General features: G+C 39.0%; 14 protein-coding genes. 13 read left to right on the top strand and 1 reads right to left on the bottom strand.

Going from position 1 to position 16224, the window contains the following annotated elements; genetic code table 11:
• The first annotated feature begins 219 nt into the window (after nt 1-219).
• The 6 genes from LQ188_RS08155 (at nt 220) to LQ188_RS08130 (ending at nt 6601) form a co-directional block, all read left to right on the top strand.
• Complete coding sequence (locus LQ188_RS08155) at nt 220-1242, top strand: LacI family DNA-binding transcriptional regulator (protein ID WP_230176514.1); 1023 nt, start codon at nt 220-222, stop codon at nt 1240-1242.
• Nucleotides 1243-1338: 96 nt separating this feature from the next.
• A complete protein-coding gene (gene deoC / locus LQ188_RS08150; RefSeq protein ID WP_137018014.1) occupies nt 1339-2010 on the top strand; it encodes a deoxyribose-phosphate aldolase in 672 nt (223 codons plus the stop codon).
• 60 nt (nt 2011-2070) lie between these two features.
• Nucleotides 2071-3417 carry an L-fucose:H+ symporter permease gene (fucP, locus tag LQ188_RS08145; protein WP_230176513.1) on the top strand — a complete coding sequence of 449 codons (1347 nt, stop codon included), beginning with the start codon at nt 2071-2073 and terminating at the stop codon, nt 3415-3417.
• A gap of 78 nt (nt 3418-3495) precedes the next feature.
• A complete protein-coding gene (locus tag LQ188_RS08140) occupies nt 3496-4521 on the top strand; it encodes an aldose 1-epimerase family protein (protein ID WP_230176512.1) in 1026 nt (341 codons plus the stop codon).
• A 13-nt stretch (nt 4522-4534) separates the two neighbouring features.
• Nucleotides 4535-5449 (top strand): ribokinase, encoded by a 915-nt coding sequence (rbsK, locus tag LQ188_RS08135; RefSeq protein ID WP_230176511.1) that lies wholly within the window; start codon nt 4535-4537, stop codon nt 5447-5449.
• A 576-nt stretch (nt 5450-6025) separates the two neighbouring features.
• A complete protein-coding gene (locus LQ188_RS08130; protein ID WP_101221681.1) occupies nt 6026-6601 on the top strand; it encodes a hypothetical protein in 576 nt (191 codons plus the stop codon).
• Between the two features lie 153 nt (nt 6602-6754).
• Here the strand turns inward: LQ188_RS08130 and LQ188_RS08125 are convergent, their stop codons facing one another.
• Nucleotides 6755-7171, bottom strand: a complete 417-nt coding sequence (locus LQ188_RS08125) for a PaaI family thioesterase (RefSeq protein ID WP_137018010.1) — start codon at nt 7169-7171, stop codon at nt 6755-6757.
• 643 nt (nt 7172-7814) lie between these two features.
• On the opposite strand from LQ188_RS08125, the gene LQ188_RS08120 reads away from it, so the two are divergent.
• The 7 genes from LQ188_RS08120 to LQ188_RS08090 all read left to right on the top strand — a co-directional run bounded on the left by LQ188_RS08120 (nt 7815) and on the right by LQ188_RS08090 (nt 16224).
• Entirely contained in the window at nt 7815-8669 is an 855-nt protein-coding gene (locus tag LQ188_RS08120; RefSeq protein ID WP_101221684.1) for a MurR/RpiR family transcriptional regulator, read from the top strand.
• A gap of 34 nt (nt 8670-8703) precedes the next feature.
• Nucleotides 8704-9834 carry an amidohydrolase gene (locus LQ188_RS08115; protein WP_230176510.1) on the top strand — a complete coding sequence of 377 codons (1131 nt, stop codon included), beginning with the start codon at nt 8704-8706 and terminating at the stop codon, nt 9832-9834.
• Between the two features lie 27 nt (nt 9835-9861).
• The gene (locus LQ188_RS08110) at nt 9862-11346 is read left to right on the top strand and encodes an amino acid permease (RefSeq protein ID WP_101221686.1); all 1485 of its coding nucleotides are present in this window, start codon (nt 9862-9864) and stop codon (nt 11344-11346) included.
• Between the two features lie 143 nt (nt 11347-11489).
• Complete coding sequence (locus LQ188_RS08105) at nt 11490-12320, top strand: GNAT family N-acetyltransferase (protein WP_230176509.1); 831 nt, start codon at nt 11490-11492, stop codon at nt 12318-12320.
• Between the two features lie 96 nt (nt 12321-12416).
• On the top strand, nt 12417-13532 hold the full coding sequence (gene menC / locus LQ188_RS08100) for an o-succinylbenzoate synthase (RefSeq protein ID WP_230176508.1): 1116 nt from the start codon (nt 12417-12419) through the stop codon (nt 13530-13532).
• 324 nt (nt 13533-13856) lie between these two features.
• On the top strand, nt 13857-14240 hold the full coding sequence (locus LQ188_RS08095) for a YkvA family protein (protein ID WP_230176507.1): 384 nt from the start codon (nt 13857-13859) through the stop codon (nt 14238-14240).
• 796 nt (nt 14241-15036) lie between these two features.
• Nucleotides 15037-16224 (top strand): hypothetical protein, encoded by a 1188-nt coding sequence (locus tag LQ188_RS08090; RefSeq protein ID WP_095390129.1) that lies wholly within the window; start codon nt 15037-15039, stop codon nt 16222-16224.

Raw genomic sequence — 16224 nt, 5'->3', positions numbered from 1 at the left:
TAAAAAAGACGTGAAAGTAAATCATCCAAGTGACTTGGTAAAAAAATTCCATGTAACCGCATACAAAAAAACTTGCTATTACACAAACAACCTGGTAATCTAATTTCAAGAATAATCTAAACGTTTACATTTTAAATGTAATTAATTTTATGATTTTTATTTGTTTTATACTCATTTTTTTTAAAAAATCTAAACGTTTACATTTTGAGGTGTTAAAAGATGGAGTCAAAGCCAAATATTCAGGATGTTGCAAACCTTGCAAACGTTTCTATTGCAACTGTATCCCGGGTCATTAATAACCAAGGAGGCGTTCGGAAAGTAACGGAAGAGCGTATTCTAAAGGCCATTGAGGAACTGGGCTATATTCGCAGTGCTGCAGCAAGAACAATGAAGCGAAAAGAAACGAATACAATCGGGGTCATTGTACCTGATATTATGAACCCGTTCTTTCCGCTTGTTATGGCAGGGATTGAACAAAAAGCTCGTGAAAAAGAATACTTTACTATTTTAAGCAGTACAAATGAATCCCCAAAAATCGAGGAAGAGATTGTGAGAAATTTTATTGAGCGAGGTGTGGATGGTGTGATTATCACTACGGCCAATGAAGATGGTGAGCACCTAAAACTGCTTGAAGAACAGGGAATTCCTGTAGTAGCAGTTGATCGAAGCATCAAAAAATTTGAAGTGGATACTGTTCTTGTTGATAACAAGAAGGGGGCCTATCAGGCTGTCCAGCAATTGATTCTTCAGGGGCATGAAAAGATAGCGATTATATGCGGTCCACAGAACACGACCCCTGGGCTAGAACGGTTCTTGGGTTATAAACATGCCCTAGATGACTACAACATTGAATTGGATGAACGTAATGTCATTAATGGAGATTTCGGAGAGCAAAGTGGCTATCAGTGTACTGAAAAGCTGTTTGAGCTTGATGATAGGCCAACTGCTATTTTTTCTTCCAACAATATGATGACTATCGGCTGTATGAAAGCGCTGGCCGATTTAAACTGGAGGCTTGGCAGCGAGGTGTCATTTATAGGTTTTGATGATGTGGATATAGCGACATTTTTGAGCCCGAAACTTAGTGTAGTTGCAAGGCCAATGAATGCTATAGGAGAGATTGCCTTTATGCTTTTGCATGAGCGGATCTGTTTCAAAGGAGAGCTTCCGAAGCGGGAGTATCTATTGTCTCCAGAGCTTAAAATCAGGGATTCTTGCCGGTCAGTGGATCATACATTCTGATTATATGAAAAGGGGACTAGGAGTTTAACCCATCTGGTCGCCCGATACCTTTTTATATATTGAAAGCGTTTTATTTTAACTAGAGAAAGAGGAGAGATTAAAATGAGTACTGCAAAAATGATTGACCATACCTTTTTAAAGGCTGAGGCAACAAAAGAACAGATAGTGAATCTTTGTGAAGAAGCTAGAGAATATGGCTTTGCTTCCGTTTGTGTAAACCCAGTCTGGGTGAAAACGGCAGCAGAGAAGCTAAAAGGAAGCGATGTGAAGGTATGTACAGTCATTGGTTTTCCTCTAGGAGCGTCAACGACTGCTGTAAAAGTGATTGAATCAGAGAATGCTATTCAAAATGGCGCCGAAGAAGTGGATATGGTCATAGCGATTGGTTTATTGAAATCAGGCGAATATGAGGAGGTTGAAGCTGACATTCGTGCAGTGGTTGATGCTGTTAAAACTAGGGCACTTGTCAAAGTGATCATCGAAACATCACTGCTTACTGAAGAAGAGAAGGTTCTTGCTTGCGAAATTTCACTTCGTGCAGGCGCCGATTTTGTGAAAACATCTACTGGATTCTCAACAGGGGGAGCAACGGTAGAGGATGTTGCATTAATGCATAAGATTGTTAAGGATAAGGCTGGTGTAAAGGCATCCGGGGGAATTCGTGATTTAAAAGATTTGAAGTCGATGGCTGAGGCTGGCGCTACTCGTGTCGGTGCAAGCTCGGGCGTGAGGATTATGAAAGGTGAAGCAGTATTGGATGGATACTGATTCTGATTAAGAATTGCATAAGCGCTTAAAAAAACTATAGACACAAGGGGATGTTAGAGAATGAAAAAACAAAACATAATTCAGCTGCCAGATGGTTATTTGAATCGTACACCTTTTGTTCAGTTTATCCTGTTGTCTTTGCTTTTTCCTTTATGGGCGGTAGCTGCCAGTTTGAACGATATTTTGATTGCACAGTTCAAACATGTGTTTGAGTTAAGTGATTTTGCGAGTGCTTTAGTACAGAGTGCTTTTTATGGAGGATATTTTCTGATAGCAATACCTGCTTCAATGGTAATAAAGAAAACTAATTATAAGTTTGCCATAATTACAGGCTTGCTTTTCTATATTGTGGGATGCTCATTGTTTTACCCAGCTTCGCATATGGCTACCTATACAATGTTTTTATTTGCTATTTTTTCCATCGCAATTGGCTTAGGTTTTCTTGAGACAGCTGCAAATACATATAGTTCCATGATTGGCCCGCGCAAGTATGCGATTCTTCGATTGAATATTAGCCAAACATTTTATCCAATTGGTGCGATTTCAGGAATTTTACTTGGGAAATACCTTGTTTTCCAGAAAGGAGCAAGTCTTGAGGCGCAATTGGCGACTATGTCTCCTGCGGAGGCACAGGCTTTTGGATTGAAAATGCTTGAAAATACTCTAGAACCCTACAGATATATGATTTTTGTCCTTATCGGTATACTTGTACTGTTTATTTTCACTAAGTTCCCGTCCTGTAAGCCGGAAGTGAATAGCAGCAAAGTTACAGGGAAAACACCTGGAATCATAGAAACACTGAAATACTTAGGTGGAAACAAACGCTTCCGGAACGGAATTGCTGCACAATTTTTATACGTCGGTATGCAAGTAACGGTTTGGTCATTTACCATTCGGCTTGCGCTCGATTTAAATCCTGACATCAACGAGCGTACAGCTTCAACCTTTATGGTATATAGCTTTAGTGCTTTCTTTGTAGGTAAGTTCATAGCCAATTTCTTGATGACCCGCTTTTCTCCATCTAAGGTATTGGTTAGCTACTCCGTCATTGGTTCAGCTCTTCTTGCGTATGTGGCTTTTGTTCCGAACATGACGGCAGTGTACGCTGCAGTTGCTGTCAGCATGCTGTTTGGACCATGCTGGGCGACGATTTATGCTGAAACACTTGAAGTTATAAAAGAGAAGAAATATACAGAAACGGCAGGAGCAATCCTCGTCATGGCTATTGTAGGCGGAGCGGTCATCCCTGCAGTTCAAGGGTTTGTATCTGATTTCTTCGGTTCCATGCAATTAGCATTTCTTGTATCGATGGCATGCTTTATCTACGTCGGTTGCTATTTCTTCGGTGAAATGAAAAAGCAAAGTGCATCGGTCCAGCCTTCAGAAAAGCCAGTGGAATCAGTCTAATTTAGAAAATTGTCATCTGACCAGGACAGTTAAACTTTGCTGTCCTTTTTGGATATAATTAGGAAAGGGATGGAAAGCATGATGGAAAGCATGATGGGAACAATTGAACTGCAACGGGACTATTTTAAGGAGAACAAAACAGTCTTTTTTACCAACAATGAATTCGGTGTAAACTTATTCCGCTATCCATCAGGTATTGAAGCGATTGAGCTAACAAATTCACGAGGAAGAATGGTTGTCCTCCCATATATGGGTCAGATGATTTGGGATTTGGAATTTGACGGTGTAGATCTTAAAATGAAGAGCATGTTCTCTCAACCTAAAAAGGTTGAGAGGATCGTAGATACATATGGATGTTTTGCCTTTCATTCTGGATTAATCAGCAATGGCTGTCCGGGATCGAATGATGACCATGAAATGCATGGAGAAATGCCATGTGCCGAGATGGATAGAGCTTGGATTGAAGTAACGGATATTGGTATAAAAGTAATTGGTCAGACAGAGTATGTCAAAGGGTTCGGTCACCATTATCTTGCCACTCCGAGTGTTGAAATGTTCAAAGAAAAAGGTTTTATTAAAATGAGCATGAATGTAAAAAATTTATCGGGTGCAGAAATGCCCCTTCAGTATATGTGCCACACCAACTATTCATATTTAGAAAATGCCGTTATGAAGCAGAACATTCCAGACGATGTTTTCAAGCTTAGAGAATCGATTCCAGGCCATGTAAAGCCGACAGAAAAATGGTTGGTTTATAATAAGAAGCTGCTAAATGGCGAAGAATCGCTCACAGTATTAAACAATCCGGAAATGTATGATCCAGAGATCGTATTTTTTGGGGATGAGCTGAATTTATATCAGGAAGAAGTTGAGTTTGAAATGGCTTCTCCCGATGGAGTTACTTTCTTTACAAGTTTTTCAACAGCGGAATTGAATTATGCCACAAGGTGGGTATTACATAATGCAAATCAGCAAGTTGCATCATTCGTGCTGCCTGCAACATGCCGTCCAGAAGGCTTCAACGCTGCAGAAAAAGCTGGAACATTGATTACGCTCGGAGTAGGGGAAGAGAGGTCTTTCACGATTATAACCGGGAAGAAATAAGGGGGAAAAGGAAATGGATATAGCAGTAATTGGATCTAACATGGTTGATTTGATCTCATACATTGATAAGATGCCGAAAGAAGGAGAAACACTTGAGGCGCCTGACTTTAAGATTGGATGTGGGGGGAAAGGAGCAAATCAGGCAGTGGCAGCTGCCAAAATGGGCTCAAAAGTTATGTTGGTAACAAAGGTTGGCGATGATCTCTTTGCCGATAACACCATTCAAAACCTCGAAAGCCACGGAATAGATACTGAGTTTACCAATAAAGTCAGCGGCATATCAAGCGGTGTTGCACCGATTTTTGTCGATCAAGAATCAAAAAATCGCATCCTGATTATTAAGGGAGCAAACCAACACCTGAAGCCGGAAGACGTGGAGCGAGCAACTGATAAACTTAAGACAGCCTCGTTAATTGTCCTTCAGCTGGAAATCCCGCTTCCAACCGTTTACCGTGCAATTGAATTTGGTTATGAGCATGGCATTCCGGTCATTTTGAATCCTGCACCGGCATCAAAAGAACTTGATTTTGATTATGTGTGCAAAAGTGACTTTTTTATTCCGAATGAGAGCGAATTGGAGATTTTAACAGGAATGCCTGTGGCCTCTGAGGCCCAAATTAGAGAAGCAGCGTCCGGGTTAATTAAAAAAGGAGTAAAAAATGTCATTGTGACAATGGGAAGCAAGGGCGTCATGTGGGTAACAAAGGAAAAAACTCAAACTGTCGAGTCACATAAAGTAACTGCGAATGATACTACTGGCGCTGGAGATGCATTTATAGGATGTTTTGCACATTTCTTTGTGAAAAATGGCGAAGTACTTCATGCTATAAAAATGGCTACAGCATATGCTGCTTTAAGTGTCACTAAACGTGGTACACAGTCTTCTTATCCAACTTCTGAAGAATTAGAAGAGTTTTTGAATAAGTGAGATAAATTAATGTATGTGATCAAAAATGCGCTTTTGTAAGCCGAACATAACCCTTGTGTGAACTCACAGCTTTAGGATTGAAGTATAAAGGATGGTTAAGTTTTTTAGTTGATCTTCATACGCACTTTTAAAAAAATTTAATTATTATTAATTCAAAGTCGAAGTAAAGTATAGCTGGACAGATGGCAAACTATTTGTCATCTGTCTTTTCATATCTTTTGTTAAAGGAAAACGGACTTTACTATAATTCAGCTGCTCTTTCTTAAGGTATAGGAAGGTGAATCAACGGATGGGAAGAGTTGGACACATTGGGATACCAGGGCATTCTTGTTGTATGTTAATTTCTCAGTAATTGTACAAGCCATTTTTCATAAATATCATATCTTGTTACGAAGAGAGATTCGTAAGAAACTGGTAAGATACTTTTTTATGGATGATAAATGTGTAATAGTGGTTTGTTTTCAGAAAATGTTCAAAACACAATCTTTTACTTATTATCGTATCTTCTTATTGTAACAGCCCACTGGAAACCCATCTCTCTAGTAATAAATCTTAAAAAAAGGAGACGTTTAGGGAATGTTGTGGCCAATTAACAATGGTAAGGAAAGGTTACATCAGCCGAATAAAAGTGCAATGCTGTCCATGCAAGAGATAAAAGCCATTGAGTCATGGATATCTCAAATAGGGAAATTCCAAATTTATATAACCGCTGGACAATTAGTATCTACCGCCAGAAAAACGCTAAAGTTCAAGTATAAAATGATCGGGTATGGTTTTAATCGGGTCGTCTATGATTTAAATAATGGCTATATTTTAAAAATTGCATTGTCACAAGTAGGACTAATAAGCAATGCAAATGAAGCTTATATCTATAATAACTGTAATGAGGAAGTCAAAAAGGATATTTGTCCGGTTAAGGAGCATGGGACGGGCTGGATTATCATGAAGAAGGTAGACACGAAAGTGCCGTTTGCAATCAAGGAATATACGAAACTGATCAGTTTGGAATTGAAATTCCTGAGGCACGGTATTATCCCAATAGATTTGCGTTTGGATAATGTCGGATATAACGAGAATGATGAAATGGTCGTCATTGATTACGGTCTATTCACCATGGATCTCCAAAGCCTTGTGCTGCGATGGCTTGTTTGATGAGGTGTCTATCCAAAGAAAATATAAAATTGATTTACAATGAGGTGATTAGGCGAAGCGGTGAATCTTGTGCTCTCTTGATTTTATCGAATGTCTAAATGAAAGAAGCATGTTACGAAGGGCTTTTTTGTGCAACATGCTTTTTTTTATGGTTTAAAGGATCATAACTGATGACACAACGCTTGCCACTTTTTTATCATTTTGAAATAAATCTGCAAGTACATAAGCTGTTTTTTTTCCGATTCGGTCTACTTTTGCTTCAACTTGTACGTCTCCTAATCTTACTGGTCGATGAAAGGTAGTATGTAAATCAATCGATGCGAAGGATTGTCCGATGCTTAATTTAGATGATATCGCATAAGCCATCATAATATCTGCTGCAGAAGTGACAAATCCACCCATTGCTACACCAATTCCATTAATAAACTTTTCATCTACTTTCCATACACCTCTCGCAATTCCATCCTGGGCATAATTTGCTTCAATCTGTAACGTTAAATCACAATTCGGAGGCTGTTTCCCTTCCGTTATAACTTGTAAAAGTTCGTGTCCTTTAGATGATTCCCCCATTAAATAGCCCCCCTTGAATAAGTTGAAACTACAGAATATTCTAACATATATCTTAATGTCAATGAAGTTATTGATTTTACAAATAAAGTAATTAGAGACCCGAACCAAGAAATGTAATTTGGTGGTGGATTTGATTTCCACTTCAGGTACTCGCTTTCCGCGGGCGGTCTGGGGAGCCTCCTCGGCTTCCGCCTGCGGGGTCTTCCCTAGACACGCTTTTCCCGCAGGAGTCTCGCACCTTCCGATCCAATCACCGGGAACGTTTTTTAAATAGAAACTGTCAGGCTGGTCCATTCCGAACCAAGTTTAAGACTGGATTATCCTTCATGTTTTTGTACTGTAATCCATATTAGGTTAAAGAAATTTGCGACACTCCTGCCGAAAAACTGGCTAGCCTAGACCCCACAGACGCTTGGGTCGAGGAGGCTTGGCAGACAGTCGGCGGAAAGGGAGCGGATTTGGGAAATCTACGGGAATATTATTTTATAAAAAACTGTAGGGAAGTTCGAAGTTAATAATTATCAAAAAAATCAAAAACTTCTTCTTTTTCTAATTAAATTGTGATAGTGTATAAAACAAAGAAGTATTACCTTCATCATTTTATTAAAAAGAAGTATTTGATTCACCGGAAAGGAGTGATATTGTGGAAAATCTACCATTTAAATTATTAGTGAAAGAAAGATTTGACCATCTATCGACAGGTCAAAAAAAGGTTGCCGCTTACCTGATTGAAAATTTGGATCAAGCTGCCTTTAAAACGGCTTTTCAAATTGGGCGGGAAGCTGAGGTTAGTGAAACAACGGTCATTCGGTTTTCCTATTCATTGGGATTTGAAGGGTTTAGTAAAATGCAGGATAGAATTCAAAAACAGCTGCTGCACCAAAACCAAACGGATATATCCAATAGTGATTCCATTCTTAGCATTGATGACAAGCAAGATCCATTTACCAAAGTGATAGAAAACGAAGTTCATATTTTAAGACATCTATTAGATCATACGAACGTTCAGGATATATGGAAAGCGGTCGATGTCTTGATCAAGGCTGACCAAATATTAATTGCAGGGCACCGGATTTCCCATGCCGCCGCCTATTGGTTCTCCTATACGTTAAGTTCATTAAGGGAAAATGTAAGTTTATGTTCACCAACAGGCGACTTCTATGAAAAGTTTTGTAATCTCACTAACAAATCTGTGATAGTTGTTTTTTCCCTTCCAAGATATGCGAATGAAACATTAAAAGTTGCGGAGTGTGCAAAAGAACAAGGAGTTTGTTTAATTTCAGTTACAGACCGCCTCCTGTCACCTGTTGGACGTATCTCTGATATTGCACTGACAACTGAAGAAAACGCAGAAACCGGAACGAATTCAATCGCTTCCGTCATTAGCTTATTGGACTTGGTTATTGCAGGCATACATCAAAAAGACGCAAAACGGATATATACCCATCAGCAAAAATTAGAAAGGTTATATTCAAGTTATGAAGTGTTTAATGAATGAGTTTAAATTCATGTAAAGGGGGAGGTGCATCATTATGAACCCGATTCAATATATTGATCAGCATCAAGAATTATTGTTGAAGTCCTATCATGACCTGCATTCCTTAGCTGAGCCAAGCTGGCAGGAGAAAAGAACGTCTAGCTATATTTTAAAATGTCTTAGGGAAGCGGGAATAACCGTAAAAACATTTCAAGGCCATTATGGAATCATTGCCGAGATTCCAGGCATCTCAAAAAAGATTGTGGCATTAAGGGCTGATATGGATGCGCTTGTTCAGGAAGTAGATGGAGTTGTAAAGGCAAATCATTCATGTGGACACGACGCACATAGCACAATGGTTTTATATACAGCATTGGCCATTGCCTCCTGCGGAATCCGGCCTAAACACACTCTCCGATTTATATTTCAGCCTGCGGAAGAAAAAGGGGAAGGCGCTCTTCAAATGATCAATGATGGCGCGTTGGAGAATGTTACATATTTATTCGGGATTCATGTAAGACCCAGTACGGAAGTTCCTTATATGAAGGCTTCCCCCGTCATTGTCCATGGCTCAGCCGAAACAATAAGGGGAACAATCAAAGGCATTCAGGCCCATGCTTCCCGTCCGCAAGATGGAATAAATGTAATCGAGGCAGCAGCTTTGCTTGTCCAAAAATTACAGCAGATTAATCTGGAAACCGAAACTCCTTATTCCATCAAAATGACTCAATTTGAAACAAACAACAAAGCATCAAACGTCATCCCGGAAACAGCTTTCTTTGCTATTGATGCCAGAGCGCAGTCTAATGATGTAATGAATGAACTGAATCGCTTAACGAAGGATGCTATTGACCAGACAATGGAACAAACTGAAACATCCATCTCCTGGTCAGCCGAAGAATATGTCCCCGCTGCAACCTTGCATGAAAAAGCGATAAAGCTGGCTGAGGCCGCAATAGAAGATATCCTTGGGGCGGAAAATGTCGTTCCGGTCTGTGTTTCTCAAGGAGGCGAGGATTTTCATTTTTATACAGCCAAAAATCCTGAATTAACAGCAACCATGATAGGGTTAGGTTGCGATCTAACGCCTGGTCTGCATCATCCGGATATGATGTTCAATTTAAAAGCACTTATTTATGGAACGAAAATTTTAATTAACACAGTAATGATGACGGCAGGAGAATAACTTAGAAAATTAATGAAGGGGTGTTTTATGGAAAATACCGCACTAACATCACAAACCGGGGACCAAACAGCTGCTGAAGAAAAACAACTGGAGCGAAAACTCAAACCAAGGCATCTTTCAATGATCGCAATCGGCGGAACCATTGGAACAGGGCTATTTTTAGCAAGCGGTTCCATTATTCATACTGCGGGTCCGGGAGGAGCTGTAGCCGCCTATATAATTGCCGGAATCATGGTTTTCTTCCTGATGACAAGCTTAGCCGAAATGGCTGCCCTTATTCCTATTACAGGCTCTTTTAGTACATATACATCAAGGTTTGTCGATCCGGCTTTAGGATTTGCGATCGGCTGGAACTATTGGTATAACAATGCAATCGTAGTCGCATTGGAATTAGCAGCTTCCTCCCTTATTATGAAATATTGGCTGCCTTCTGTTCCGGGCATCATTTGGAGCGCATTATTTCTTGCACTCATATTTGGCCTTAATATTTTATCGGTAAAAGGATATGGAGAATCAGAATTCTGGTTTGCCATTATAAAGGTTTTGACGATTATCATCTTTATCGCAGTAGGGTTATTAATGATTGTAGGAATCATGGGAGGGGATGCTGTAGGTTTTGAAAATATCACCAAAGGGGAGGCACCGTTTAAAGGAGGCTTTTTATCCGTTATAAGTGTCTTTATGGTGGTCGGGTTTGCCTTTCAAGGCACCGAGTTAGTAGGAATTGCAGCCGGCGAGAGTGAAAACCCAAGAAAAAATATACCAAAGGCCATCAAGCAAATTTTCTGGAGACTGCTCTTGTTTTATGTATTGGCAATAATCGTGATTGGATTTTTAATAAGCTATAATGATCCGCGTTTGTTAAGCTCGAATATTGAAGATATTGCGGTAAGTCCCTTTACACTAGTTTTTCAAAACGCAGGGCTAGCCATCGCTGCCTCTGTTATGAATGTTGTCATTCTTACTTCCGTTCTTTCTGCGGGCAATTCGGCCATGTACGGAGCTTCTCGCGTGCTTTGGGTGCTGGCGAAAGAAGGCAAAGCTCCTTCGTTTCTAAAAAAGGTGAATTCAGGCGGCATTCCAGTGAATGCTGTGTACTTTTCTACCATCGTTGGGATGGCAGCTTTCCTGACCTCTTTCTTCGGTGAAGGTACGATTTACAATTGGTTATTGAATGCTGCAGGTTTATCCGGCTTTTTATCCTGGTTAGGAATTTCGATTACACATTATCGATTCCGGAAGGCATATATAGCACAAGGAAGAGATTTAAAAGATTTGCCGTATGTATCAAAATGGTATCCATTTGGTCCGATATTAGCGACATTTTTATGTGTTACGGCTATCCTGGGGCAAAATTACTCTGCATTTTTCGGTCCTGAGATTGACTGGTATGGAATTTTAATTTCTTATATCGGGCTTCCTTTATTTTTCCTGGCTTTTCTAGGTTATAAAATCGTAAAGAGGACAAAAGTGATTCCATTGCAAGAGGCTGATTTCAGTAAAGTGGAATAACAAATAAGAGAGTATTTCGTAAACATAAAGTATTTAAAAGATAGCTCCAGCGCCTTGCAAGATAAGCCGTCAGCTGTGGAACTTACTTGTCCATCTTATGTTGGGCCGATCAAGGCGCTTGTGCTTTTCATAGGAGGTTTACCATGACGAATACACATGAAATTGCAATTCGTTCTCTTCATCGAATTGAAGAGCTAGAGGAAGTAAGAAAGCTAGAATCCGCCATTTGGGGAGAAACCGACTCAATCCCTTCACACCAAACCATAACTGCTGTGAAAAACGGAGGTTTGGTTATAGGAGCTTATTGCGAGGAGAAGCTGATTGGATTTCAATACAGCTTTCCGGGATTCAATGGGCAATCAGCCTATCTTTGTTCACATATTCTAGGAATTGATGAGCAATTTCGCAACAAAGGTATAGGGGAAAAGTTAAAGTCAGCACAACGTGACGAGGCGATAAAGCTCGGCTATTCCCTTATTACCTGGACATACGATCCATTAGAAAGTGTTAATGGGTATTTAAATATAGCCAAGCTTGGCGGGGTATGTTCCACCTATATACCAAACTGCTATGGTGAAATGGAAGATCTATTAAACAGCGGAATTCCTTCTGACCGCTTTCTTGTCGAATGGCATATTGGTAAAAAGGAGAAAACGGATTCTAACGGACAAGGATTACCGTTGAACTTTGTGATAGAAAACTCGCTTATCCAATGGGATGCCATTGATGAGGGAGTGCCTGTTCCTTCTTTCACTCTTCCGCTGCCTGAACAAGAATGTGATACAGCTTTTGTGGCCATTCCAAAGGACTTCCGAACAATAAGAGCCACAAATATTCAAGTGGCTAATGAATGGCGGATGAAAACGAGGGACATTTTTAGTGATTTATTTCAGCAAGAATGGCAGGTAACAGATTTTATGAAGAATTCCATGACGGAAATTCCCGTTCAGTTTTATGTGCTATCAAGGAAATAAGCAGGTTTATATTTAAATATGAATTAACAATATGCTGCTGTCAGCTATTAAAAAGACTGGGGTAAACAGTTTTATCCCCAAAAGGAGAATCTACTAGTGAAAATTAAACAAGTTATTTTAAGGCATCTGAAGCTTGACTTGCTTCACCCCTTTACAACTAGCTTTGGGACGGAATACAATCGGGATTTTATCCTTGTGGAAGCAAAAAGTGATGATGGCATTTCCGGTTGGGCTGAATCGGTTGCGATGCTCGACCCTTTGTATAATGAAGAGACCTTAAAAACGAACTGGCATATACTCGAAGATTATCTAATTCCAATTATCCTTAAAAATGAAATCAAGCATCCTGATGAAATTTCCGAAAAATATTTCACCCATATTCGCGGCAATTACATGGCAAAAGCCGCTTTAGAGGGTGCTGTTTGGGATCTGTATGCTAAAAAACAGGGTGCTTCTCTTTCAAATACGTTAGGTGGAACAAAAAAGAAAATTGAAGTGGGGGTAAGCATCGGTATACAGGATTCGATTGATTCGACACTAGATATAATAGAAGCTCGACTCGGTGAAGGCTATAAACGCTTTAAACTAAAAATCAAACCCGGCTGGGATGTTGAATTAATAGACAAGGTCAGAAAAGTATATCCTGATATCCCGCTCATGGCAGATGCAAATTCAGCTTATGCCTTACAAGATATAGACGGGTTATCCGCCTTGGATGATTTTAATTTAATGATGATTGAACAGCCGCTTGCCTATAATGATATCATTGACCATGCAGATTTACAGTCAAGGTTAAAAACACCTATTTGCCTGGATGAAAGCATTCACTCATTAGCGGATGCAAGGAAAGCTATTAAATTGGGCAGCTGTAAAATTATTAATATCAAAATTGGCCGTGTCGGAGGTTTGACTGAATCCAGGAAAATCCATGATTTATGTCTTGAACATGAAATTCCGCTTTGGTGTGGGGGTATGCTGGAATCAGGCATTGGAAGAGCACATAATATTGCAATTACTTCACTGCCTAACTTCACGCTTCCCGGCGATACCGCAGCTTCCTCCCTCTATTGGGCAGAAGATATTACTGACCCTGAAGTAACAGTGGAAAACGGAATAATCAGTGTTCCAGAATTGCCCGGTATTGGCTTTGAACCAAGCATGGAAAAAATCAATAAGTATACTATACAAAGTCAAACCTATCATTTAATTTAGAATGTTGATAGAAAAGGCTAGTTACTTCCTGCAACATCTATTTTCCTTACATAAAGGCATGATTCCCGAAAAAGGGAGTATGCCTTTTTTTAACACATAATGATTGGAATTACTTGCAATACTTCGATAAAGGTAAAGACAACGTTTCGATAAACAACTATCCTAGAGGAGTAATGCTGATCTTAAATAGATAATGGTTAATGAAATGGCTATCAATCGTAAGAATTCAAGAGCAAATCGTGATTAGTTTTTTTTGAGGGGAGGTTAGTGTAATTCCTATTTGTTATAATGGAATTAAATTCTTAACTATAATTAGGAGATAAAATGTTTAAGAAAATTAAGACTTGGACGGGAAATTTAAAAAGACAGATTTTTATCCTTTACTTTGCTTTTAAAGATGAACGGGTGCCTTGGTATGCAAAAGTTTTTACGGCTTGTGTTGTAGCTTATGCATTCAGTCCGATAGACCTAATACCTGATTTCATACCTATTCTTGGTTACTTAGACGATGTAATTCTTGTTCCATTAGGAATAATTATTGCATTAAAGATGATACCAAAGTCAGTATTAACCGACTGTGAAAGTAAGGCAGGAGAAATGATGAAAAACGGTAAGCCAAAGAATTGGATAGTCGGATCAATAATAGTATTGATTTGGGGCTTAATTTTAATATGGGCATTTATTAATATTTATCGCTTACTTAATTAACGGTTGCTAGAAAAGAAACGTTCCTAGAGTTAGTGTGTTTACGGTTTTTTGAAACAAAGGAAAATCCTCTTAAAAAAATTGTCGGGGTATTTGGCTTGGTCAAAAATAGTATCATATTGGAAATGAAAATTTTAGAGATAGATCTATTAACTGGATTCTTTTTATAATAAGGCTGCCAATTAGCGGCCTTTTATAAAAAGAAAAAGGAGCCTAAAGGAAAATTTCTTATTCTATTAATGTTGATTCAGCCCCTGACATAATAATGCGGTGCGGTATTGAGCGAGTCAGGACTCGTTCTGCATCATAGGCACAGACTAACAACCATCCCATTTCTCTTGCCATGCCATTCCAACTGCTCCGTTTAAAATTTCATCAAGAAGACTCTTTAATGCACCAGCCTGATCACCCCACTGTTGATTCCCCCAAACCTTTACAACATTAATTAACATATCGGATTATTTACAGTGAAAAATAACAGGATATTAATTACTAATTAATCTGAGCTGTCCTTAGACGGCTTTTTCTTTTTGAAATAATAGGTTTAGATTAGTTTGTGTTAGTTGTTTTAGTCACTACCGAGATAAAGAGGTATCCAAAGAAAAATTATTTTGATATACCCAACCATATAATTATTTGAGAATATTTGGTGTTTGAAATCAGAAATAAAACACTTACATTTCCTATTATCTGTGTACATTTACCTGAAAATATCAAATTATCTTTAAATTTAGACTATTCAATGTTATTATTTTATAAGAATATTCAAACTATTAATTTGGAAGGTGAGGGAACTCATATGTCACAGATGTTGGCTTTGGTTATTGTTATTCTGATTTTATTTGTAGGGGACATAGTGGCGGTTCGAACAAAAGCCTGGGTACCTTCCGTTTTCATTTCGGCGATCCTATTTCTATGTGGTTATTGGACATTCTTTCCGCAAGACATCGTTTCAATAGCAGGTGTTCCACCGGTAGTGGCAACCATGATGATGTACTTATTGATCACGAATATGGGGACATTGCTTTCAATAAGGGAATTGGTGAATCAATGGAAGACGATTGTCATCTCCTTATCTGGCATTCTTGGCATTGTTGCACTATTATTCGGAATTGGCATCTTTATTTTTGATCTGCAAACTGTCCTTGTAGCGGTTCCACCTTTAGTGGGAGGTATGGTTTCTTCAATAATCATGTCAGAAGGAGCGGCAGATGCAGGACTTACGAGCTTGTCCGTTTTTGCCATTGTTATTTATGTAATGCAAGGCTTCGCTGGATATCCTTTAACTTCAATTGTCTTGAAGAAAGAAGGGAAGAAGCTTTTGGGGCAATACCGCAATGGAAAGTTAACGGTAAAAAAGGATGAAACTGCATCCGCTGCAGAAGGTATGACGGAACTTAAGCTGTTCAAGAAACTTCCTGAAAAATATAATACGGAATATTTCAAATTTTTAAGACTTGCAGTTGTTGCTTTACTTGCTTACCTAGTTTCGAGTGGATTAGAGCCGATTATATCTATAAATGCATTTGTTCTTTGCTTACTATTCGGGGTTATCGGAAAAAGTATCGGTTTCTTGGAAAGACAGACACTGCAAAAAGCAAATGGATTTGGATTTGCGATCATGGCTCTTATGCTTTTCGTCTTTGATGGATTGAAAAATGCAACACCAAGTATGATGATGGAGATTCTTTACCCACTTGTTGTTTGCATTATCTTAGCTGTGATAGGTATGTATATCTTCTCATTCATAGCAGGGAAATTGTTAAAAGTCAGCAAAGAAATGGCCTTTGCTGTATCTTTAACAGCATTATACGGATTTCCAGCTGATTACATTATCACCAATGAAGTCGTAAATTCATTAACAAAAGATGAAAATGAAAAAGAAGCATTGCTAAGCCATATGCTGCCGCCGATGCTTGTTGGCGGATTTATATCGGTAACAATCGTGTCGGTTATTTTGGCAGGAATATTCGTACAATTCTTGTAA

The sequence above is a fragment of the Peribacillus sp. Bi134 genome (assembly GCF_918698065.1).
Classification (GTDB): domain Bacteria; phylum Bacillota; class Bacilli; order Bacillales; family DSM-1321; genus Peribacillus.
The sequence above is the reverse complement of the archived record's forward strand: the minus strand, read 5'-3'. Positions and strand labels throughout refer to the sequence as shown.